This is a genomic window from Pseudomonas sp. MG-9 (assembly GCF_018729515.1).
In the GTDB taxonomy this organism is placed as follows: domain Bacteria; phylum Pseudomonadota; class Gammaproteobacteria; order Pseudomonadales; family Pseudomonadaceae; genus Aquipseudomonas; species Aquipseudomonas serboccidentalis.
The window spans coordinates 402935-428283 of sequence record NZ_JAHHZH010000005.1; the positions used below are offsets into that span (position 1 = coordinate 402935).

The 25349-nt window shown below is 58.2% G+C and carries 8 protein-coding genes and 2 pseudogenes; 6 read left to right on the forward strand and 4 right to left on the reverse strand.

The features are described 5' to 3' along the window. The 3 genes and pseudogenes from KKQ10_RS15705 to KKQ10_RS15715 form a co-directional block, all read left to right on the forward strand. A partial coding sequence (locus KKQ10_RS15705; RefSeq protein ID WP_215501615.1) for a cadherin-like domain-containing protein occupies positions 1-5815 on the forward strand: 5815 nt, incomplete at its 5' end. Between the two features lie 647 nt (positions 5816-6462). Beyond that, positions 6463-6837: a DUF6124 family protein gene (locus tag KKQ10_RS15710; protein ID WP_215501616.1), complete on the forward strand. Its 375-nt coding sequence runs from the start codon at positions 6463-6465 to the stop codon at positions 6835-6837. Between the two features lie 141 nt (positions 6838-6978). Next, positions 6979-7338, forward strand: a pseudogene (locus KKQ10_RS15715) (DUF6124 family protein). An 87-nt stretch (positions 7339-7425) separates the two neighbouring features. On the opposite strand, the pseudogene KKQ10_RS28425 reads toward KKQ10_RS15715, so the two are convergent. Both KKQ10_RS28425 and KKQ10_RS15725 read right to left on the reverse strand, forming a co-directional pair. Next, a pseudogene (locus KKQ10_RS28425) lies at positions 7426-7711 on the reverse strand (DUF6124 family protein); the annotation flags it as partial. A gap of 467 nt (positions 7712-8178) precedes the next feature. After that, positions 8179-12108: an Ig-like domain-containing protein gene (locus KKQ10_RS15725; protein WP_215501618.1), complete on the reverse strand. Its 3930-nt coding sequence runs from the start codon at positions 12106-12108 to the stop codon at positions 8179-8181. 290 nt (positions 12109-12398) lie between these two features. Between KKQ10_RS15725 and KKQ10_RS15730 the strand changes: the two genes are divergently transcribed. The 3 genes from KKQ10_RS15730 to KKQ10_RS15740 all read left to right on the forward strand — a co-directional run bounded on the left by KKQ10_RS15730 (position 12399) and on the right by KKQ10_RS15740 (position 18888). Further along, on the forward strand, positions 12399-14318 hold the full coding sequence (locus tag KKQ10_RS15730) for a hypothetical protein (protein ID WP_215501619.1): 1920 nt from the start codon (positions 12399-12401) through the stop codon (positions 14316-14318). Positions 14319-14467: 149 nt separating this feature from the next. Further along, positions 14468-16408 carry a hypothetical protein gene (locus KKQ10_RS15735; RefSeq protein WP_252191625.1) on the forward strand — a complete coding sequence of 647 codons (1941 nt, stop codon included), beginning with the start codon at positions 14468-14470 and terminating at the stop codon, positions 16406-16408. 425 nt (positions 16409-16833) lie between these two features. Continuing rightward, entirely contained in the window at positions 16834-18888 is a 2055-nt protein-coding gene (locus KKQ10_RS15740) for an autotransporter outer membrane beta-barrel domain-containing protein (RefSeq protein WP_252191626.1), read from the forward strand. A gap of 76 nt (positions 18889-18964) precedes the next feature. On the opposite strand, the gene KKQ10_RS15745 is transcribed toward KKQ10_RS15740, so the two are convergent. After that, on the reverse strand, positions 18965-23680 hold the full coding sequence (locus KKQ10_RS15745) for an Ig-like domain-containing protein (protein WP_215501621.1): 4716 nt from the start codon (positions 23678-23680) through the stop codon (positions 18965-18967). Positions 23681-23724: 44 nt separating this feature from the next. Next, complete coding sequence (locus tag KKQ10_RS15750; RefSeq protein WP_215501622.1) at positions 23725-25326, reverse strand: hypothetical protein; 1602 nt, start codon at positions 25324-25326, stop codon at positions 23725-23727. Positions 25327-25349: the final 23 nt, after the last annotated feature.

Genomic DNA, 25349 nt, shown 5'->3' on the forward strand with positions numbered 1-25349 from the left:
TGATGTGAATGGTGGCGAGCTCACCGTTTACGAAAAAAACCTCAGTGACGGCAGCGCGCCAGATTCCACCGCGTTGACCCAGAACGGTACGTTCACCATCACTGCACTGGACGGCGTCACTACCCTGACCGTTGGCGGCATTGCGGTTGTCACCAACGGCGTCGCCGCCGGTTTTCCGCAATCGGTCACCACACCGCTGGGCAGCACCCTGACCATCACCGGTTTCAATGCCACCACCGGTGTCGTCAGTTATAGCTACACCCTGGTCGACAACGAAGCCCACCCCACTGCCAACGGTGCGAACAACCTGCCTGAGCAGTTCGCCGTCACCGTGGTGGATGACAACGGCACCACCGCGAACGCAACGCTTGATGTGAACGTGATCGACGACCTGCCCAAAGCGCTCGATGACAGCAACACCGGCACAGCCTCGGAAACCACGCTCACGTTGACCGGCAACGTCCTGACCAACGACGTACAAGGCGCTGACCGCGTACCCACCGGCCCCGTGACCGCCGGCACTTTCACCGGCACCTACGGCACCCTCGAACTGCACACCGACGGCACCTACACCTACACGCTGAACACCACCGACGCCGACTTCAAAAATCTGCACGGCGGCGGCAATGGCACCGAAACTTTCGCCTATACGATTACCGATTCGGACGGCGATACCAGCACCGCGAACCTGGTGCTGCAGATCCATAACAACGACGATCAGGTCTACCTCAACGGCCTCGACGTCAACGGTGGCGAGCTGACGGTCTACGAGAAAAATCTCAGTGACGGCACCAGCCCCGATGCGCCCGCATTGACCCAGAGCGGCACCTTCACCGTCACCGCTCTCGACGGCCTGCAAACCCTCTCTGTCGGTGGCATCGCGGTGGTGACCGGTGGTGTTGCCGCCGGCTTCCCGCAATCGATCGTCACGCCGCTGGGCAGCACGCTGACCATCACCGGCTACAACCCGGCGACCGGCGTGGTCAGTTACAGCTATACCCTGGTCGATAACGAAACCCATCCGAACGCCAACGGCGCCAACAGCATCACCGAAAACTTCAACGTGGTGGCGACCGACACCGATGGCAGCACCGCCAGCGGCCAGATCAACGTCAACATCGTCGATGACCTGCCGAGTGCGCACCCCGATTCCGCCTCGGTGGCGGAGGGCGGAACCGTCAGCGGCAACGTGCTCGACAACGACATCGGTGGCGCCGACGGCCCGGCCGTGACTGGCGCGGTGGTCGGTGTGCGGGCCGGTTCCGACACCTCGACCTCGGCCATCGGTGGCCTCAACAGCAACATCAATGGCACCTACGGTTACCTGACGCTGGATGCCAACGGCAACGCGGTCTACCACAGCAATCCCAATGCCGTGAGCGGCCCCGGCGCGGTGGATGTTTTCACCTACACCGTGCGAGATTCCGATGGCGACGAAAGTACCACTACGGTCACCATCGACGTCGCCAACAGTTGCCTCAAAGCGGTCAGCGACACCGACGTCACCGTCTACGAAAAAGCCCTGGACCTGACCAGGGATGGCGCCGACCTGGCTGCCGGTACAGTCACCGGCAGCGATCCGACCAACACCGGCGAAACCGCGTCCGGCACCCTCGTCGGCTCGGTCACCGGCGCAGTCGGCGCGATCAGCTATGCGCTGGTCGGCAGTGCCACCGGCAACTATGGGCAGATCGTGCTCAACCCCAACGGCACTTACACCTACACGCTGACCGCGCCGGCGACCACCACGCCGCATGCCGACGACGGCGCCAACACCCTGAGCGAAACCTTCACCTATCAGGCCACCGATTCGCTGGGCAACATCGTCACCAGCACCATCGTCGTCAGCATTGTCGATGACGTGCCCAAAGCGATGAACGACAGCAACGCCAACACTGCGTCGGAAACCCAACTGACCCTGACCGGCAACGTGCTGACCAACGATGTGCAAGGCGCCGATGTGGTCGCGACCGGCCCGAATGCCGGGCCGATCACGCCCGCCACTATCGTCGGGACTTACGGCACCCTGGTGCTCAACGCCAACGGCACTTACACCTACACGCTGGACGCCAATGACGCCGACTTCAAAAATCTGCACGGCGGCGGCAACGGCACCGAAACCTTCGCCTATACGATTACCGATTCGGACGGCGACACCAGCACCGCCAATCTGGTGCTGAACATCCACAACAACGACGATCCGGTGGTGCTCAACGGCCTCGACGTCAATGGTGGCGAACTCACCGTTTACGAGAAAAACCTCAGCGACGGCACCAGCCCTGACACCCCGGCGCTGACCCAGAGCGGCACCTTCACGGTTACTGCCCTCGATGGTCTGCAAACCCTCACCGTCGGCGGCATCGCCGTGGTGACCAACGGCGTTGCCGCAGGCTTCCCGCAATCCGTCGTGTCGCCGCTGGGCAGCACGTTCACCATCACCGGCTACAACCCGGCGACCGGTGTGGTCAGCTACAGTTACACCCTGGTCGATAACGAAGCGCATCCGACCGCCAACGGTGCCAACAGCCTCACCGAGAACTTCAACGTGGTGGCCACCGATACCGACGGCAGCACCGCCAGTGGTCAGATCAACGTCAACATCATCGATGACCTGCCGACCGCCAAGGCCGACACCGGCTCGGTGGCGGAGGGCGGTACGGTCAATGTCAGCGTGCTGGGCAATGACGTCAGCGGTGCGGACGGCGCAGCGGCGGGCGGAGCGGTGGTCGGCGTGCGCGCCGGCGGCGACACCTCAAGCTCGGCGATCGGCGGCCTCAACAGCAACATCAACGGCACCTACGGCTACCTGACCCTGGACGCGGCGGGCAACGCCATTTACCACAGCAACCCGAACTCGGTGAGCCCACCGGGCGCCACCGACACCTTCACCTACACCATCCGCGACGGTGACGGCGACGAAAGCACCACCACCCTCACCATCAACGTTGCCGACAGCAAACTGGTCGCGTCGGTGGATCAGGACGTGACGGTCTATGAAAAAGCCCTCGACCTGACCCAGGACGGTCAGGACCTGGCCCCCGGGACGGTCACCGGCAGCGACCCGGGCAACACCGGCGAAACCGCCACCGGCACGCTGGTCGGCGCGGTTACCGGCGGCAGCGGGGCGATCACCTACACCCTGGTCGGCAGCGCCACCGGCACCTATGGTCAGATCCAGCTCAACGCTGACGGCACCTACACTTACACCTTGACGTCGGCGCCGAAAACCACGCCGAACGCCAACGACGGCGCCAACACCCTGAGTGAAAGCTTCACCTACAAAGCCACCGATGCGCTGGGCAACAGCACCACCAGTACCCTCGTGGTCAACATCGTCGACGACGTGCCAAAAGCCGTGGCGTCGGATCGCTCGGTGGCAGCGGTGGAGATCGATTCCAACCTGCTGATTGTCCTCGACATCTCCGGCAGCATGGTCGATCCGTCCGGCGTGCCGGGGCTGTCGCGCCTGGATCTGGCGAAGCAGGCCATCAGTGCCTTGCTCGACAAATACGACGACCTCGGCGACGTGAAGGTGCAGCTCGTCACCTTCAGCAGCAACGCCACTGACCGGACCTCGGTATGGGTAGATGTGGCGACGGCCAAGTCCATACTCGCCGGCCTCACCGCTGGCGGCGGTACCAACTACGACGCTGCCGTGGCGGTGATGCAGACCGCGTTCAATACCTCGGGCAAACTCACCGGGGCGCAGAACGTCGGCTACTTCTTCTCCGACGGCAAGCCCAACGAAGGCGACATCAACGCCGCGGATGAAGCAGCGCTGAAAAACTTCCTCGATGCCAACAACATCAAGAACTACGCGATTGGCCTCGGCAGTGGCGTGAGCAATGCCTACCTCGATCCGCTGGCGTACGACGGCATCAGCCACACCGACACCAACGCGGTGGTGGTCACCGATCTCAATCAACTCAACTCGGTGCTGTCGGGCACCGTGGAAGGAGCGCCGGTCACTGGCTCGTTACTGGGTGAGGGCGGTACGTTCGGCGCCGATGGCGGTTTCATCAAGTCCATCGTGATCGACGGCACCACCTACACCTACGATCCGAAAGCCCTCAGTGGCCAGGGCTCGTTGACCGCGTCCGGCGGTACCAACCACGGCACGTTCAACACGGTGAACAACACGCTGAGCATCGCCACCAACAACAGCGGCACGCTGGTGATCAACCTCGACACCGGCGACTACAGCTACACCTCGCAGAAAACCACCACCACGGTGATCACCGAGAACATCGGGTTCACCCTCAGCGACAATGACGGCGACCTCGCCAGCTCGACGCTGACGGTGAAAGTGATCCCCAACTCGCCACCGGTGGCGATGGACGATCACGTCATCACCAACGTGCTGTCGAGCAACGTCACGGTGCCGGGCGAGCTGTTGCTGGCCAACGACACCGACCCCAATGGCGACACGCTCAACGCCTCGCCAACCAGCTTCAACACCGGGTGGATAGCCAAGGGCGCGGACTTCACCGGCACAGGCGCGATCACGTTCAACGGCACCAGCAACACTGCCGCCAACCAGGCCTTGGCCGACGTGCGCAATGCGTTCGCGGCCAACACCGCGGCGATGACGGCGGTGCTGGTGGTCAGCGGTTACCTGGGGGCGGTGACCAACGCCAACGCCAATGATGAAGACCTGATCACCGTCAAACTGAAACAGGGTGAAACCCTGAACCTGGACCACAACCTGGCGGCCGGACACGTCACCCTGGAATATTCGGTCGACGGTGGCGCGTTCACCAGCATTGCCGACGGCGGCACCATCACCGCCGGCGCCGATGGCACGTACCAGATCCACGTGACCAACATCAGCAATAGCAGCGGCGGCAACCCGAATGCTGCGGAAAACTATCAATTGACCATGACGGTCAACTACGCCGGCGGCCACGACGTGACCCCGGACTTCAACGGCACCTACACCGCCAACGACAACCACGGTGGCAGCGACACGGCCAACGTCAGCATCACCTATCAGGACGGCCACACCCTCACCGGTACTGCCGGCGACGACATCCTGGTGGCCGGCACCGGCAACAACCTCCTTAACGGCGGCGACGGCAACGACGTGCTGACCGCCGGTTCCGGCAACAACGAGATGCACGGCGGCGCGGGCAACGACTTGCTCTACAGCGGCCCGGGCAACGACATTCTCGACGGCGGCACCGGCATCGACACGGTCAGCTATGCCCACGCCACGGCCGGGGTCACGGTCAACCTCGGTCTGCTCGGTGCGCAAAACACCCTCGGCGCCGGCACCGATACCCTCAGCAACATCGATAACCTCGTCGGTTCTAACTTCAACGACAGCCTGACCGGCGACAACAATAACAACGTGATCAACGGTGGTCTGGGCAACGACATCCTCAACGGGGGCGGCGGTGATGACCTGCTGATCGGCGGTATGGGCAACAACACCCTGACCGGCGGGCCGGGCGCAGACACCTTCCAGTACCTGAAGGGCAACAGCGGCCATGACGTGATCACCGACTTCACCCCCGGTACCGACAAGCTCGACCTGTCGCAACTGCTGCAAGGTGAAAACGGCACCACAGCATCACTTGATGACTATCTGCACTTCACCGTCACCGGCAGCGGCGCCTCGCTGCTCACCAGCATCGACGTCAGCGCCATGGCCGGCGCCACGCCGAACCAGACCATCGACCTTGCCGGCGTCAACCTCGCCAGCCACTACGGCGTGACCCCGGGGGCGGGCGGTGTGGTGGCCGGTGGGCACGACACGGCAACGATCATCAGCGGGATGTTGAATGATCATTCGTTGAAGGTGGATACCGTCTGACGGAGCACTGAAACGACAAAAACCGCCGTCCCGGCTGAATGGGGCGGCGGTTTTTTTCTGTCTGAAGGGATGTCTTGCCCGGGTGTCAGCCTTCGCGAGCAGTCGACCAATCCCTGGCAGGTTGACTCAATCCTTGTGGGAGCTGGCTTGCCAGCGATGGCGGCCTACCAGCCAACCGGCCTCTAACTGAGTGCACTCAATCCAACTGTGGAGCCAGCCTGCTGGCGATGGCGGCCTGGCAGACAACATCAACAGAGCGGGAGAAATATTCGGCCACTGTCTGCACATAAACGTAACCCGCGCGAACCCGTTTAAAGTACACGAACCGTTACGCCATAACGGCTACAACGCCTTGCGCCGTTACCTACGCGTGCGCCAGAATCCGCCGGCTTACAAGACCATAGCGCGGGCTATATCGTTTCCCTGCCACTGCCCATCAGTGGCCGGGTTTAGTAGCCCGCATGGTATTAGTAAGTGCATGAGTCCCATTAAGTCAGGCGTATGCCTGCACTTCGATGGTGGTTGTGCGCAGGGCGCTCTTGAGCGCGCCGGCCTTGCTAATTCCTCCGGTCTACTAACCTGCGCACAGCCGCCACCCTTCTTTTAGTAGAGAACGGTCGCGGCCCTTGATCAGGAATTAGATATTTATGTTCAAAGCCACACCTAACCCCCCAGACGCCGACCCGATCCCGTACGACCCGGCCCTCGACCCGCTGAAGATAAAAGAGGCGACCGACCGCGCCATCAAGTTTTACCTCAACCCCGGCGCCTTGAAGATTTCGATCCCTTCAATACCGTCTCGCAAGTCGAGCAGAATCTTCCTCATCGATCCCGCCGTGGACGAAGAAACATTGCTCGTCGAAGCCTGCGAATCATTAGCAGCCGCCAGCGACATGGCGCGTGATATCGGCAGCGCGCTCGACGACTCACAGCGCCGCGCCATGCTGATGCTGCATCAGGTGATCATGCTCAGTGAACTCATGGTCAACCGAGTCCTGGACGGCCGCCGCATGCCGAACTGATCACCCGGCCCCCGTGTAGGAGCTGCCGCAGGCTGCGATCTTTTGATCTTGTTTTTTAAAAGCAACATCAAAAGATCGCAGCCTGCGGCAGCTCCTACAGGTCATCATTCTTTCAAAGTGCCTCGATCGGAGTTCCATCTGATGTCCGAAACCACACCCAATCCGCCGAACACAGACGCGGTATCACCCTACGAATCACTCAATTCCAGAAAACTCCACGAAGCCGCCGAACGCGCCCTCGACCACTACCTTGCGCCCGCACACATCATGGCGACGCCGTACACCCCCAGCAGCATGTTCATGGTCAACCCGCAAACCGACACCGAATCGCTGCTGGTCAATGCCTGCGAATCCTTGGCCTCGGTCACGGTCATGCTCGGTGATTTCGCCGGAACGCTGTAGGGGACGAGTCGCAATACGGCGCTGGGCATTGCTCAGGTTGTGATGCTGGGCGAGTTGGCGGTCAATCAGGCGCTGGATAACGTCGTGCCCAAGGAATAGGCGCCAGCAGTTGTGGCCTCATCGCGAGCAGGCTTTGAACACGGCCGATTATGCGGAGAATACAAAGGGGGCGGATCATTTAATCCGCCCCCGCACGTTGTTGCGAAACAGCTTATCCAGCGTCGCTGCGAACTCGCTGAGCATCTCACTGGCCGACGCCATGGACTCGCAGGCATTGACCAGCAGCGATTCGGTATTGGCGCCCCGGCGCGACCATGAACAGGTGGCTCGGCTGGCGTGGCAAATGTGGGGCGGGTGGGGTGAGGTAATGGTCGAGCGCGCGTTCGGCGGCTTCGTGGAGTTTTTTTGAGTCGAGGGATTCGTAGGGGGAGGTGGGGTCGGATTCGGGTGGGTTGGGTGTTGGTTTGATCATGGGTAGAGCCTCTAGAGTAGTGGAGCTGCCACCGTTCGCTGCTAACGAAGGAGGTGGCGGCTGTACGGGGGGTTAGCAGACCAGGACTCTAGAACCCGGCGCACCGAAGTGCCCCACGCAAAGCCGCCATAACGGCAACGGACTTTGTGCGTCTAGAGAAAACCCGGGCTGCTAAATCCGATCACTGAACAGTCAGCGACCGACCCACAATAGAACCCGCCCCAAGGCGCACAAGCCGGCGGATTCTGGCGTAGGCGAAGGCGTAGGCAATGGCGCAAGAATGTGTAGCCTGTAAGGCGTGTCTGGAGATGTCTTTTAAACGTGTATTTTAGAAACAAAGATCGCAGCCTTCGGCAGCTCCTACAGAGATCATATTGATTCTGTATGGATTGCCGAAGTTTGTGAACTCAGATGGTCGGCGTAAAAGTTGAAATGTGTGAATCTTCAGTGCTGTGGTTTTTAGAAACTTACTCCTCTTCAATTAATATGTCATCTATGTCTATAGAAAAACGGCCGATCGGGATTCCCGTTGTAATTACTCCAGTAAAAATATTTAATTCCAGGTTCGCAGGTCTTGGGGTGGGAAAGGTTTTGTTGAATGTGTTCCATGCGCCATCCAAATTGAGAAATGCATCGTAAGCTGTTTCTGCGCCGGTAAAATAGCTTTTAACGGCTATTTGATGAATATATACATCGTCCGGATTCAGTACTCGGTATTTAAAGGAAACTTTAAGGGTGGCGGAGGTTGGTGTGTTTTGAAGGCTTTTTTTAATTGATAAAAAGACTTGTTGAGAGTTTAAGTCAAGTGCGCTGGCGCTTAAGTAAGTATTAGAGCCTTCGGTTCTCAATTGGTGAAAATAGTTGATGGCTATCGCCCAGCCATTCCAGTTATTGTCTGTGAAAGGCGTAAAGTCTCTGAATAAAGCCTTCACCGTGAATCTCCGCGCCGCCGAAGTGGCGCCAGTGCCGTACAACGCTTTGGCAGTAATGCTATGCGCCGCGACGGCCAGTCTATTGACAACAAACTCCCAAATTCCGGTGGAAATATTGGCGGTCGGTGTGCCTTTGGAGTCCGAGCCGTCGAAAATTTCGACCTTTTGACCTTTACTCGCCGTACCCGTGAGGATGACCGTTGTATCGGTCGTGGTAGCGTCATTGGCAAGCACAATGTTGCTAGGGGACGCTTTCACTTCGGTAATAGTCGGTGCCACCATCGCAGTAACGGTAAATGTCCGCGCCGCCGAAGTGGCGCCAGTGCCGTACAACGCTTTGGCGGTGAGGCTGTGCGCCGCGACGGCAAGGCCGCTGACCGGCAAGTCCCAGGTCCCGGTGGAAATATCGGCGGTCGGTGTGCCTTTGGAGTCCGAGCCGTCGAAAATTTCGACCTTTTGACCTTTACTCGCCGTACCCGTGAGGATGACCGTTGTATCGGTCGTGGTAGCGTCATTGGCAAGCACAATGTTGCTGGGGGACGCTTTCACTTCGGTAATAGTCGGTGCCACCATCGCAGTAACGGTAAATGTCCGCGCCGCCGAAGTGGCGCCAGTGCCGTACAACGCTTTGGCGGTGAGGCTGTGCGCCGCGACGGCAAGGCCGCTGACCGGCAAGTCCCAGGTCCCGGTGGAAATATCGGCGGTCGGTGTGCCTTTGGAGTCCGTGCCGTCGAAAATTTCGACCTTTTGACCTTTGCTCGCCGTACCCGTGAGGATGACCGTTGTATCTGTCGTGGTAGCGCCATTGATGAGCACAACGTTGCTGGGCAAAGCCCTCACTTCGGTAATGATCGGCGTCACCTCCTCAAACGCCTTGATCGTATAACGCTGATCAGGAAACACCACTGCATCGGCTTCTACATCTCTTTGATCCAGAGCAACCTTGAAGCTGACGCTCAATTGGCTATCGTTGGTTAGTTCCGTGAAGTAGCTTTTGGGGACAGCTCTTATCCAGTACTTCTGCGCAAACCAGGTGGTGTTGACGTAAGACTCGCCCCTGGCCCAAACCTCACAGTTATGGTCTTTCCCGTCCGCTTTCTTGCCCCGCAGCGTCATCCACACTTTTTGGTAGATCGCCATCAGCGGCCAGTCCCTGGCACAGATCGGGACGCTGCTGCCCAGCCCCGCCACATCCAGTACACCGTCTACGGCATCGGTAATGATCGGTGAATTCAGCGACGAGACCGGCAACACCCCGATACTCAGCATCAATGGCAACGACTCGGTGGTTTTCTCGCCGTGCGTAATCAGGTACGTCAGGGTGACGATTTTGCCTAAACAAAACGCCAGCACGCTGACCGGCAATTCGACGTTCAGTGTGGTGTCACTGATGGGGCTGGCCGGGGTGGTGTGGGAGCCGCCAGCGGGGGTGCCGGCGGGGGCCACCCATTTCACGCTCAGCAGATAGTCGGGCTGCAAGCCTTGCGCATCAATGACGGCCGTCAGTGCATCCACGGCGTTGATCGGCTGCAGGGTGTTGCCATCGGGGTCGGCCTGAAGGATTTTCGGCGGGATCAGGGCGAGGGCTTCACCAACATGGAATACCAACGGATTCGAATAACTGGGCTTGCCTGTTTCATAGCGCAGGATGCTGTAGCTGACGGCCAGTTGCTCGTCTCGATGGGCTTCAAAGTACTGCTGCACAAATGCCATATCGAGGGGGAAGTTGACATCTTTGCCGGCGGTCAGAGCATTGAGTGTCTTGCTGTCTTCGAAAAGCAGAGCGCCGTCGGTATCGCGCAGTTGCCAGGTGACCGCGTCATTGGGGAGCGTCGGATTGGCGACGGGGGTGGGGCAAGTGACCTTGCTGATGCCATTGAGCAAATCCCTGGGCTCCAGTACGCCATCCTTTTCTCCGAGGACGATGGGCGGCACCAATTCGAGTTTCGCTTCACCGACATTCAGCAGTGCCGCGTGCTGTGAACCGCGTTCGATGATCTGGCCGTTGTTATCTTCAAGCAGGTTGTAGGACAGATCCAGCGTCCCGCCGTCGAGAGTCTTGGCATGCTTGCCTTCCACCGTGATGACGAAACCTGCTGGATCGTTGGCCTCGGCAGCGCTCGGCAGATACCAGTCCAGAACTGGCTCGTAGGTCGTCAGGTCGGCACGGGTACCGAACCATTTGAGTTCGATGCCCATGCCTTCCTTGATGCGTTCGTCATGCAGGATGCGGATGCGCACAATGGGCAGGTCAGGATCGAGCGCGCCGTTCTGTGCGTCTTCACAGATAGGGGCCAGCAGAGGTACGGGATCGCCGACGATGTTGATGAAGCGGCCTTTGGAGCGCTGGATGATCGTGTCGTCGCGCTCCAGTTCGAAGAAAAAGAGCGCCTGGGTCTTTGCCAGGGCACGGCCGGCGCTGTTGGGCAGGAAGACCTCGACGACCATCGGCGGGTTCTTTTCAATGGATTCGCGGACCGTAACGTCGATGGCTTCACCGTCCAGGGTGGTGCCTTTGATGTGCATGATGATGATGTCGCCCTGCATATAAGCAGCCGTAGAGGCCCAGACCATCAGTTGCAGGGCGGCGCCGTTGAGCGTGTCGAGATGAAGGTTATTGCCTTCGGCTTGCTGGGCGATAGGCGCCTCCAGCCGTGAATTGCCGGTGTCGACGACAAGGCGGGTTGCCGTACACCAATCCTCAGCCTCGTTGTTCACCAGATCGTGGATGATGAAGGTCACTGCAAGTCCTTCGGGGCCGGAATCCCCTGCCTGGAGAATCGCCGCTTCCGGGACATGGACAACAATGGGATTGGCATCCGGATCGTCGATCTGCGCCTGCGTGACTGGTGCAGACGGTAAGAGCACGCCGCCCCAACTGACTATGACCATATCGCCCGGGGCAATGTTCGGGTAGGGCCGGCGGGACTCGTTGCCCGGTTTGGCTTCGATGATCACATCCACACCGGCCGCCGAGGAGTCTTTGTCGATACCGTCGGCAACCAGCGCCGGGTCGATGTATTGGTACAGCTCTGAATGTTCCCCGGGATCGGGATCCAGATCCTGACCGCCCGGCAGATCGAGCTTGATGTAGATCCGTTCGGCCGGGGTGTAGGGTTCGGGCGTCTGGAAGAGGCGTGTGACGGAATAGCCCAGCGTATGGGAACCGTTGGTGATCCGACCCGGCTCCAGCCAGAGCGTCACACGTTCGCCGATTTCGATGTCAAGCGCGATGGCGTGGTAGTCGACCCGGCCGCCATCGTAATGCAATTCGACCTCGTCCCCTTTGCTCATGTTGCTCCAGGGCGGGATGAAGACTTTCAGACCTTTGCCAGGAAAGTTGTCCTTTGCAGCGGCACGGTTGATGCCCCATTCGCCGGAGGGCAGTTGCGGCTCGGTACGACCGGGAATTTCCGGAGCGCGCAAGGCCAGAGGAGGGATGCCTCTGAGGGGTTGTTTCAACATGGTAGGGACTCCGGTCGAAAGGGGGGACGGAGTCATTTAAGGCTTGGAGGGGCAGGCTGGCTACTGTCAGAAATTACAGGTAGGAGCGTATTTGCGACGAATGGCAGAGGGGCGAGTGGAGTGAAATCCCCTCGCGTACGAACACCAATTCCGACAAGCGGTAGTAACACCTGTAATTTCTGACAGTAGGCAAGACCCTTTCAACGTCGTTAAATCAATCGCAGCGGGACCCGTAGACAGTTGGTCCTTTGCGCATGTGCTGCTTGGTTTGATGCGAGGGAGTTCGTTCAATGACACGCTCTGAACACAGGGATGAAGACCTGATCGAAGTGCCACGCGTACCTGCCATCCTCAAGGACGAAGACGGGAAGGAGGCGCCTGACGGGCTGCTACCACGTACCGCTCTGGCTGAAGATCTGACGGTCATCATCCCTGATTGGAGCGCTCCCTTTGAGGACCCCATTCCTTTCATCATCAGGGTCAGTTGGGTGGATCTGGGTGGCGCGTTCTCGGAGGTCTACCGTGAGTCGTTTGACGATACGGGAGAGAAGACCCTGATCGTCCCACGGGAAAAGTTGAAGTTGGATCATGGCACTTATTCCTTGTCTTACGAAGTCAGCTATGGCGGCAATCCTCTGCACTCCCATCCCAAACTAGTCACTGTCGACAGATCGCCGCCGAACGACAATCAGGACCCCGACCGTCTGATCATGCTGGATGTAACAGGGGATATCACTGACGACTATCTTTCCCAGTATGGCGAAGTCCGGTTTCAGGTACCGCTGTATGTCGACGTCAAGACCAAGGATCGTTCGATCTATTTCTGGACGAAAAACCCGGATCCTCCGGATTCGGAGATCGAAATTCGTGAGCAAGAATTCAGTCAGCAAGACATTGATCAGAAACGTCTGATCATTACGATGTATGAGGCAGATATTCGTCATAGCGGTGCCGGGCAGCGCTACATTTACTACCGGCTCCGTGACTGGGCCGGAAATCGCGGGCCGCGCTCCACGCTGTTACCGGTTTTTGTCAATTTGAGTCCGGCCCCTGGCACCCTCAAACCGCCGAAAGTGCCATTGTCGGCGCGTGGCTTGATTGACCGTCAACATGCTCGTGAAGGCGCGGTGAGCCAGCGGGCAGTCACCGTCGAAATCGAAACGTATGAGAACCCGGACCCTTCCGACAAGGTCCTGATCCAGTGGAACGGGCATGATCTGGCTCCGCTCGACGTCGATCCCGGCAAGCAGACGCAAGTCGCTACCGTGCCTTGGTCGACCTTGACGGCAGATGGGCTTGGGCCACAGGACGTTTGGGTGAGCTACCGCATTCAGCGCGGCGGCACACCGACCTTGCCATCTGCCGAAACGTGGGTGCTGGTGAATCTGACAGTCGCCGGCCAGGATCATGCCAACGCCCCGGCATTGTTGAATTCCACATTGACCAGGCTGGAAGTTTACGGTGCCAGATCGAAACAACGGAACAAGCTGTTAACCGTCGATTTCGGTGAGCCTGCCGAGGCACATCTGCCTCTGTATGACACTCCGGTGCCAGGTGAAAAGCTCTTCCTCTATTGGGGCGCAATCGGCACACCAGTCGCCGAGTACGAGGTTGAACTCGGTGACGTCGCCGGTAAGCCGATCAAGTTCGTTATCCCTTGGGAGGCCATCGACCAGGACAAAGTGAATCCGTCGTTGCTGACCTGGTATACCACCAGTAATGGCGTGAACCTGCAGCAGGCGGATGTGACGGCGGTTGATGTGGCGATCATCGTGATCGAGAACTTGCCGGAACCGACGTTTCCTCATGCCGACTGGAATGGAGCACTTCACTGCTGCGCCAAACCCAGGTTGTGGGAAGGTGTCTGGGTACATATCAACGGCAATGCGGCCTTTGATGAAGACGATATCGTCGAATTGTCCTGGCAGGGGTGTTTGGGGCGCAATGGAACCGATCCGATTGACGGAGCCTCCGACACATTCGAAACAAAACTCACTGCCGAACAGGCTCGTGAAGGTTTTGATGTGCATGTCAGCGACTACGAGCGCTTGATTGCGCCAATGGTAAACAATGGCTCGGCGCTGTGTAGTTATCACCTGAAGAAAGTTAACGGCGGTATCGGTAATTCAAAATCGGAGTTTGTCATTATCAATCGCACAATGCCGAGTAGTGCTGTTTGCGGGCCGGATAACGATCTTTGTGAAGAGTAAGTTGCAGGCGTACTGATACAGTATTAATCGAAGCTGGCTTCAAGTTTTATTTAAATTCTGGTTACCCATGCAGTCATTGTGCAAGAACTCTGGCAAGGAGGCTGTTTGCCCTGTGCCAGTCAATCAAGTTGCTGAGAGGATGATAAAAGATGACAAGTTTCCACTCGTTGACACCGGCGCAGAACCGCGAACGTTTCTTTGGCGTCCGTTTTCGCAGTCCGAAAGCTGCAGCTTTACCACCGACACTTCATCCGGATAATCCGTTACTGCTTGATGAACCGGATGATGCTCCGAATCAGCTGCATTCAAGCTTTCAAGGGTTTGCGCTGAAAGTGCAGATCGCGCGATTTGCCGACGCGGATCATCCAGACATTATTAATGGATATCTTGAGCTTAAATGGGACGGCACTCCCATACGTGCTACTCGAGTACTTTTCGAGACACCCATTGATCCAGCTATCACCGTGTTTGATCTTGTTTTACCACAAGGCTACACGTCGACCCCAGGACCTCATGAATTGAGTTACGTATTGAATTTTGGAGGCAACGGATCAGAGGTAACGCCACTGGTAATTAATATTGATACAACAGCACCGGTAGCTTTCGGCAAGGCGACTGTTCCTGCCGAGGTGGAAAGAGATGGCATTACCAAAAAATACTTCGATGAGAATGGTTTTGTATTGATCACCGTTCCAAACTATGGGAGTAGAAAGCTCGGCGATGAAATTGAGTGCTGGTTCGGCGTGAGTTTGACAAACCCGACGCTGGTTGGCGTGTTTACCATAACTGATCTCACCGCTCCGATCGAGTTTCGATTGACCCCTGCGCATGTGGGTACCGAGGAAGGTTTAAAATCTCTTTTTTATTACCTCAGCGACCGTAAGGGCAACCGAAATACACCACAATATTTCACAGAGCTTAATGTCACTCTGACCGATCCACCTGAAGGGCTTCTAGAGCCCAGTATTCCACTGTTTGATGACGACACCGCGCCAAAACTGGTGGATCTGGCCGACGCTCAGGCCCCACTGGGGGTCGGTATTCTGGCTGAGTACATAAACTTCCTGCCCGATATCGACGAACTGGAGGTGGAATATGACGGTATCTTGCAGCCTCCGCAGAAGATCAATACGTTCCCGTTCTACGTGAGCATTCCATACCGGGATGTATTTAACGGCAACGTGGATGTAAAAAAGGTAGACGTCAGTTATCGGATCAAACGTCATAACCTGCGTTACCCATTAGGAACTCCAGTGCCTTCAAAAGTTGTGGATGTCGATCTGCGTCGGCCGGGAGATGGTGACGGCGGGGAAAACCCGGATCCTAATCTGGCTCTGGTTACTGTGCAAGGTACAGGTGGTAATGGCCCGAATATTCTGACGGATGCCGACGCGTCTGATAATGTCGCTGTAACTGTAGCTGTTTTTGCTGGTGTCAAAGATGGAGACATCATGACGCTGATATGGAAAGGCGTCGAGGTTACAGAGGCACAAGGTGGCGTTATAGAACTGGACGGTACGGAAACCGGGATTTTGACGTTCAGTATTATTTGGGAGGTTGTGGAGGCGGGCAACAACGGTAATCCACTGCCGGTTACCTATAAAATTACTAACCCTGCTATCAATGATAATGAAGTCCACTCACGGCCCCGGGATGTTGATGTTTTGATTCGGCCCGGTGTTGTTCCTGAGGTTAAGTTTCAGCACCTTGATCCGGATTTTACTGATTGGTTCAACTGTGGCTCCCTGCAATCAGATCCGGTACTTGTCAAGTGTGCCGAAGTGCTGGTTTCTCCCGGTGAACCGCAGTTGGCCGATCAAACGTTGGAGTTTATCTATCAGGGTTATACCGATGCGGCAGGTACTTTAAAAAAACCTGGTACTGAAGAGAAAGTCACCTATATACCAACGTTACAGGAAACGATTGACGGGTTTATCGTGAAATTCCCCTATCAGAAAATTTTGGCAACAGAGAGTGCGTGGGGCGATGTAAATTACACTGCAATGATTGACGGACGCCCAGTGCAAGCTCAGCGACACCTTGTCAAGGTGCACATGAAGAAGGGTGATGGATCACTGTGTGATATCTGATCGTCGATGTCAGGGGAGGCATTAAAGGCCTCCCTTTTTCTTATAAGGATTACCGAGCGGCAGGACTTTTCTATGTGCATTGCGGACTATTCCTACATTTTTAGGGGGGAAGTAACGTTATTGTCCCCCCCCTCCCGCCAACGCTATTGAACTGCTCTGGCCTGTAATCATTTCGAGGTGAATCAATCATGAAAATGTTGGATGTATCACACGTCCGCGTAATCCCGGCAGGCAGATCTGGAATAATGCTTTGCCTGCCTGCCGTTTTTTTTTTCGCGGGTTTTGCACATTCGGCAACTATCGTCGATAACACCACGCTGGCTATCGATTCATCGGTTGAGCCTACAGACTATCTGGTGCGCAACAATGGCGTATTGAATGCTTCCGGAGCCAATACCCGATCGATCACGGCGAGGTCCGGGTCGTTGCTGAACATCAACGGTGCCACCATCGTCGGTAACGACGGTGGTGATGGCGTAACAGTGACCAGCAGTCAGGCAACCATCGATCGAACGACCGTGACCAGCGATGAAATCGGGCTGGCGGTCAACCGCTCCAGTGTTGCGGCGGGTGGATCTACTGTGACGGTGTCCAACAGTCAGATCAGTGGACAACTGATCGGGTCGCAGGTCACGGGGCTGAGCTCCCTGTCATTGATCAATACGCAAATCATGGGTGCGGGCAGCAATGGCATCGGTGTGAATATCCTTGGTGGCGAGGTGAGTACTTCCGCGCTGACGACCATCACCGGTCAGGCGACAGGTGTGCGGATGGTCAATGACGCCCTCAATGTGGGAGACCGTACTTTGTCGCTGGATAACTCAACGGTACAAGGTACCAGTGGTTCTGCGATTCTGGTGGATCGCGGGACTCAGGCCACGATAGGCGTCTCCAACGGTGCCAGCCTTCTTGCTGGCAACGGCAGATTACTGGATGTTCAAGGCTCATCGACCGCCAGCATGACCGTTGCCAACAGCACCCTGAATGGCAACATCAGCGTGGCGGATAACAGCCGGGCCAATCTCGTTTTCGACTTGGGGACCATCACGGGGGACGTGCTGGTCGATGGTAGCTCTACCGCCACCGTCACGCTGGAAAACCACTCGCAATTGACGGGGCGCCTCGACGCTGTCGACAGCGTGAACGTCAACAGCAGCTCAAACTGGACACTCACCGGCACCGATTCGATCGGTGCGCTGGGCATGAACGGTGGCACCGTCACTTTCGGCGCCTCCGACGCCCCGGGTACGTATTACCAGTTGAATGTGGGCTCGCTTTCCGGCAACGGGACATTTGTGATGAAGGGCGATTTCGCCAGCGGTGAGCGTGATTTTCTCAATGTCACCGGTGCTTCGGCGGGGGACTTCGCGCTGGCGGTTACGGCCTCTGGCCTGGACGCGACTTCGACGAAGGCGTTGACGCTGGTGCGTACCGCCACCACCGACAGTGCGAATTTTACCTTGGCCGGCAATCAGCGGGCTGATGTCGGCACCTGGTCCTACAGTCTGGCCAGTCGGGAGATTGAAGGGGGGGCGAAGGAGTGGTTTCTCGACCCGACCACCGAAGTCATCAGCCCGGGCGCACGATCGGTGCTGGCCCTGTTCAGCGCGCCGACCACGGTCATGCTGGCGGAGGGGGCGACGCTGCGCAGCCGGATGGGCGAGTTGCGCTTCAACGGCAGCCAGCCCGGCCTCTGGATGCGCACGTACGGTAATAAATACAACATCGCCGCAGGCTCGGGGGTGGCGTATCAGCAAACCCAGCGCGGCTTGTCTCTGGGCGCTGATGTGCGTCTGGGCGACAGTCAATGGCTGGCGGGCGTGATGGGCGGCTACAGCGACACCGACCTGAGCGTTGAGCAAGGCACGTCCGGTACGATCAAGAGCTACTACTTCGGGCCTTACGTGACCTGGCTGGATGCCGAGAGCGGGTACTATTTCGACGCACTGCTCAAGTTCAACCGGTTCAACAATGACGCCAAGGTCACTTTGAGTGACGGTAGTCGGGCGAAAGGCGATTATCACAACTCCGGCGTCGGCGTTTCGGCAGAGTTCGGGCGCAACATCAAACTGGACGACGGGTATTTCGTCGAGCCCTACACCCGACTGACGATGGACACCATCGAGGGCAGCCAGTACGCGCTGGACAACGGCATGCAGGCCGATGGTGACCGTGCGCGTTCGGTGCTGGGTGAAGCCGGTGCCACGCTCGGGCGCAGCTTCAACATGGGCAACGGCATGGTCGCTCAGCCTTATGTGCGGGCAGCGCTGCAGCACGAGTTCATCAACAACAACCGCGTGACGGTCAACGACAACAACCAGTTCAACAATGATCTGTCCGGCAGCCGTGGTCAGCTTGGCGCCGGTGTGGCGCTGGCGTTGTCGAAGGACCTGCAGGTGCATGCTGATTTCGACTACAGCAAGGGCAAGAACATCGAGCAGCCGTATGGGGTGAATGTCGGGTTGCGTTGGGAGTGGTAAATGCTTTGACTTGGTAGCCACGCAGTAAAAAAATGCCTCGCATCGTGCGAGGTGTTTTTTTACGTGAATGCTGTGTCTATCTCAGGCCTACTCCGTTTGCGTGTGATCCACCAGTCGTCCGTGTTGAGCTGAGGGCGCCGGATGTAATCGTGAGTGCATATTTGGCGGAGAACGGCCAGTATGCGTTGCTGTTGTCGGTTGACCAAAAATGGTGGGATCCCATCGGCCATCTTCCTCCATAGGCGGCATGTAGTTCGCGCAACTCAGCCAGGCTGGGGATTCTTGCTCCGGCCGCGCTGGCCAGCTGGTTGACTCCAGTCCAGGTATTGGTACCGGTTCCCAGGTAGACACAATGGATGACTCCCGTCACCGTCACTGAATAACTCGCCATTTGGTTGGCTGTATCTCGTACGGTAATGGCCGCGGTACCCCGCCCTCGTACAGTGACCAGCCCTGCACCATCCACTACCGCTACCCCGGCATTGCTGGACGAATAGGTGTACCCGGGCTGTCCACCGGAGGCTACGTGTTGCACGGACGTTCCCGGACCAAAGGCCGGAAGCACGTGGGGACTGGCTGGAACCAGATAAATCTTCCCGCTCAACGTCACTGGACTGGTATTGAAATACAGCGGCGGGATCGGCGCGACGACGCTGAAGCTTCGGGCAGCGGACACCTGCCCGGTCGTCACCGCTTTTGCCGTGATCGAGTGCCCGCCCACGGGCACGGCCAGGGTTGTACTCCAGCTCGTCCCGCTCGCGGTGACGGTATGTTTGGCATCGTTGTTGTCGATTATCTGAACCTGATGCCCCGAGGTGACATCGCCCGACAGGCTGACGGTGGTACTGGTGGTGCTCCCGCTATTGGGGATCTCGACGTTGGCGCCCTTGACCGAGGTGATGGTAGGGGCGATGTGGCTGGCAACTGTGAAAGTACGCTGCGAGCTCGATATCGGCGTAACGTCATACAGCGCATGGGCGGTCATTCTGTAGATGCCCAGCACCAGTCCTGTGAGGTTTAGCCTCCATTGGTTATCGCCACCGACTGTGACAGGCGAGCCAATGGTGGTCGAGCCGTTGTAGACCTGCACTTGCTCGCGTTGCGAAGCTGTGCCAATCAGGGTTACGGCGTTGCCGTAGCTGGTGCCGCCGTCGGGAATCGTGCCTGAGGAGTTGGTGGCTGCAGTGATGGTCGGAGTCACGTGCGCAGCGACAGTAAACGTTCGAGGCGGAGCGGAAATCGGTTGTGCGCCGTACAAGGCCTTCGCGGTCAGGCTGTAGGTTTTCAGTGTCAGATTTTCCAGAACGTGGGACCAGTTTTCATCGGCACCGACATTGATCGCCGCGACCAGCGTACTGCTGCCATCGCGCAGCTCGATCCGTTCACTTTTACTGGCTCTGCCGCCGACCGTGACCCGGCGGCCATAGGTCGTCCCGCCGTTGTCCAGGTTCCCTTTTGCGTCGGTTACATAGGAAATGCTGGGCGTGACGGCTTGAATCACATTGAACGGGTAGGGCGGGCTGTCGGCAGGCTGAACGTCATAGAGCGCCCTGGCGATCATGTTGTAACTTTTTACGCCGAGGTTGTCATGGCGATGACGCCACTCGCCCCGGTCATTTGTGTTCACCGTGGCGACGGATGAGGTGCTATCCATCAGCCGCACCTGTTCGTTGGGAGTGGCTTCGCCCTCGATCAAGACGCTGTTATCGAAAGTGTTTGCACCTGGATTGACCAGCCCTCTGGAGTCGGTCACCGAACGAATCTGCGGTGTGATCGAAAACTTGACCGTAAAGGTACGCGGTTGGCTGGACACCGGATCGGCGTCGTACAGGGCCTTGGCCGTGATGCTGTATTTTTTCTCCGTCAGAATTCCGATCTCCAGGCTCCACGTGCTGTCGTCACGGACTGTAGTGGTGCCCATGGATTGAGACAGTGCGTTGAACAGTTCGATGGTTTCGCCCCGGGTCGCGCTGCCGCTGATCGTGACTTTGGTGTCACGGGTCACGCCGTCCTCAATGACTTCGCCGCGACTGTCCTGTATCCGGATGATGTCGGGAGTCACATAGTCGTATCGGGTACGGACGGTCAACCGCAGCAACGGAAACTCGATAGCTCTGCTTTCCTGCGAATCACCGTCGAACGTGACGCAGCACACCACCGTCGCTGGCGTGCTGTGGCCCAGTTTCATCAGCTCGCTTCTGGGCAGGAGTTCGTCAAGCCCGTTGGCCTGGTGTGCGGGGCTGATTTCCATTGCGTTGAGCAGTTCGATGCGGTAAATGGCGCCGGTAGCGGTCGTGCCTTCCATGCGCAGCCAGGCGCGCTGCTTCAGGGCGATGAAAGGCCAGGTGGCCACGCGAACCCTGGCATCCCCGGTGATCATCATCAGGTCCAGGACACCGCCACTGGCTTGTGGAACCTGCGGCCGTGGCAGCTGGGTTTCCGGGTTCTGAAAGCGCAGCACGTTGATATCGCGGGTCTCGGAGTTGGTGGTGGTGTGGTAGCGCGAGACCTCGCAACTGACGGTGACCATCCGGCCAATATTGGGGCCGACGAATGGCGGCGGCAGATGAAACTGCACCCGGCCAGTGTCGCTGCCCGGCAGCTCGAGGTCAGTGGATGTGCCTGCCCCGGCAGAGCCCAGCCACTGCAGCCCGATGCGATCCAGCGCCGACTTCATGTTTTTGAAGCCGAACCCGATGTCCACCCCCGACAGCGCATTCATCGGGTCGAGGTTGTTGTCCGGCGCCTGGATCACGTCCGGAGGCGGCAGGTGACCGACCAACTCACCGACCAGCAGGTTGAGTGTGGCGGAATGGCTGTATCGGCCGGTGGCCGCGTGCTTGAGACTGTAGCGCACCTTCACGTATTGGCCGGCATTGAGTGTGACGAATCTGGCTGGCACGCGAAATCGTACGGGCTTGCCGACACTCAGTTCGGTGATCGGCACCCAGTCGCTGGTACTGGCCGCTGAGTTGAACCCTGTCCAGTAGAAGGTCAGGATGTCGCCCTTGAGCGTGCCCAGGTATTCGATCAACACGGTTGCGGTGTCGAATATCTTCGAGGGGTCCAGCACATCGGGCGGATCGGCCTCCACCACCTTGGGTATCGGCAAGGTGGCCTGCACCGTCCCGACCGCGACCCGCAAGTGCTCGGATTCGCTCACACCGTAGAGTTGCGGATTGTCGTTGGCCACCCGGTAAAACAGGTCGAGCGTGCCGTTTTCCAGTGGCAGTACATGCTCACCCGGTACATACACGGTGATGACGCCTCGTTGCGCATCGCCCTCGCTGACGATGTATTCGTCCTCATACACATACGGGTTGCCGTTGGCTCGGGTACCTATCCAGGCCACTTGCACGACATCACCGTTGGCCATGCCCGGATATTCAATATCCACGGTGGCGAACGGGATGTCCGGCTCCAGGGTATCGCCCAGCAATTCCCGGATGTCCGGGGCCGGTATCAACGCTACCTGGCCTACCACCGAGGCGAATGTGCGTTTGGAGGATGAGGGAGGGAGACCGTTTTTTTTGTACAGCACATAGGCCACATCAGCCTTTCCCATGGCAATCGCCCGGAACAGCGCGTACTTGATCTTGAATTCGACGACGCTGGGAAAGTTGGTTATGTCTTTCGATTGGGTATCGATCCATGGCTTGCCAGTCAACGGTGTGCCGGTGCAAGTCATGGTCAGCGTATCACCCAAGGCGAAGTCGGCGGAGGCGACCAGGATCTGCACGGTCACATCCTCATTGTTCAGATCTGCAAGGGTGATGATGCCGTTGACCGAATCCTTGAAGATGGGTGCGTCCAGACGCTCGCCGCCGGCTTCGACCTTGACGTTGGTGCTCTGGGACCAATCCACCGAGTAGTTCCAGACCTCATCGTGGATCTCGTAGTGCACCGGCACCGCATTGCCGTCGCCGCCAGCGAGAATGTCCTCCTGGACGGCCGTGATCACGATCGGCGTCGTGCCGGCCGCTTCATCGGCGGTGACCACATGGGGCGTCAGGTAGGCACGTCCCCATTTCACCTGGATAACGTCGCGCACCGCGATATTCAGGTATCGGGGGATCGTCATGGGCACCCCTCTCGCGGCCCACGCGGCGTCCACCCCGTTGTCTATGACGTCCTGCGGCAATTGCACGATATGCAGCTCGGAGTGCCCCGGTCGATGGGGGCACTTGTCGTGTCCGCCGGGCAGATCCAGCTTCACCAATAATCTGAGCGGCACAGAGATGTCATCCGGGTCGGTGTTGCCGTTACGGGTCAGCGTGTAGTGCAGGTCCTCGACCAAGCCTTCTTCGAGGAGGTTAGAGAGCAGGCGAAAAAACACCGGAAGATTGCTGTCTTCTTCTTCGGATTGCAGAACCCGGGTTGTAAGAATCTCGGTTCCCAGGCGAATTTCCAGCTTGTCACCTGCCAGCATGGGTGGGGCGTACGCACTGATGTAGCACAACAAGCCGCTGGGCGACTGGTTGTAAGTCTTGAGGTTGATACCGCCATCGGCATTGACCACCGGTTGTGTCATGCCTGAAATCCCGATTGGACGCAGCGCCAGAGGCGCAACGGGAAAAGGGCAGACGGGAAACAGAAATGAGCGGAAGTGGGTCATGACAAAAACCTCATCGAAAAGAATGCGACTCGGACTGGGATGTGTCGTTTGATTGAGCACGATGTGGCGGACACTGCCTACTGTCAGATCTGACAGGTAGGCGAGTGTTTTCGATAAATGGTCGTCGGGGCGATGGGTTATCAGGGCTGTCGACCCGAGAAACCGCCGGTCAACCAATGCCCTCACCGGTGATCGGGATGAGGGCTGTGAGCGCGACAGAGTTACAGGTCCGGTATGACCAACACACGGGCGGGCGCCCCAGGTGAGTTCTGTTCGACTGGGTTGTATGTGAAGACCTGGTTTGCCGGCGCTTCAAGATCAATCAGGACGATGGGCAAGAAGCGTCCCGTGGTCTGGAAGTAGTCACGCTGGGCGAACTGAGCCTGTGACAGCCCATCACTCGCGTAATGCGCCTTGAGGCTGTAGTAGAAAGCTTCAAGCGGGATTCGTAAGGGAATGTCTTGAGGCCATGTTTCGACCATGACCTCATTCCAGCCATCGCCATCGGGGACGCTGGGACGCACGTCGATGCTCAGCTGGAATTGTGCAGGGTCAATATTGAACGCACAGCTGCTGCGTGGCGCGTTGCCATAGCGACTCACCCAGGCTTCCACGTTGTTGACGCCCAGCTCATGACACATATCGCCGCGTACACGACAGGTGTCTGCGGGGAGGCCGGTGGCTCCGTCGAAGGGATAGGCGCACATTACGGTCAAGGGATTCGCCGCTGGTGCAAAACTCTCGCGGACGAGAAAACCCTGAGCGAAAACCGGTTTTGTCAGCCCTGCGTCTTTGCGTAGGTAGGTGAAGGAAACGCCACCGTTGGCAACTGAGCCCGGGCTTGGATTCCACATGTGAAAGGCTGTAGAGGCTTGGGTGCCTCTTAGCAATACGCCGTTGCAAAAGTAGGCAGTGTGACCTGCCAGGCAGGTGGACGCCGTTTTCTCATACCGCGCATTCAACCGCGAAGCCACTTCATACCCGGTGTACAACTGATCCTGCTGGTCAAACCCGAACACGCCGCGTGGTGCCTGGCTCAGGTCCATTCGCAGGACCGGCAGCCAGTCACCGGTGGCGTTGAAGTAGTCGCGCTGATCCTTCTGCGCCCCGAGTAATGCACCGGCTTGCGTCGTGTCATAGAACAGGGCTTGTATCGGGATTGGTTTGGGCGCAGTGGCATCCCAGTTTCTGATCTGAACCAGATTTGGCCTGGCCGCCCAGGCAGCATCGAGGCTCTGATGGGCAAGCAGGCTGGCCTTGAACGGCGCCGCCTCACGACTGCTGAACGAACATTGGTGCTCGGGTTGAAGACCTTGCTGCTGGAAGTGCGCGAGCCAGTCCTGAGCATCGGTAACGCCAAAGGCCGCGCAGGAGGAGGGATCCGGCTCGGTGCGGGCGCCTGTCATTGCGCCGCAGCCGAAGTCGGAACGCGTGCCTGCAAGGACCAGCTCAAATGGATAAGCACACAACACTTCCAGCGATTTGCCTTGCCCGATTGCGGTGAATGAATCACTGAAAACCATGCCGTTTTTTTGTGCCAGCACCCGAGTACCGAGGTCGGCGCGCAGGTAGGCGAAACTCTCGGCGCCAAGCTGTGTGGATGCCGTGCCGTGTTTCCAGAATTCGTCCGCACCGTCAGTGCCACGCACCAGCACACCGCTGCAAAAGTACGCGGGGTGATCACCGACGCATTCGGCGCTGGTGTCTTGGTAGCGGGTGTTGAGCAACTTCGCCACTTCCGGGCCGGTGGCCGCGTGGCACAGGCTACTGATCAGCCACAGGGCGATCAGCAGGGCTTTGGCGGCGAGTATGGGACTTTTCATGATGATCAGGTCACCGTGTTTGA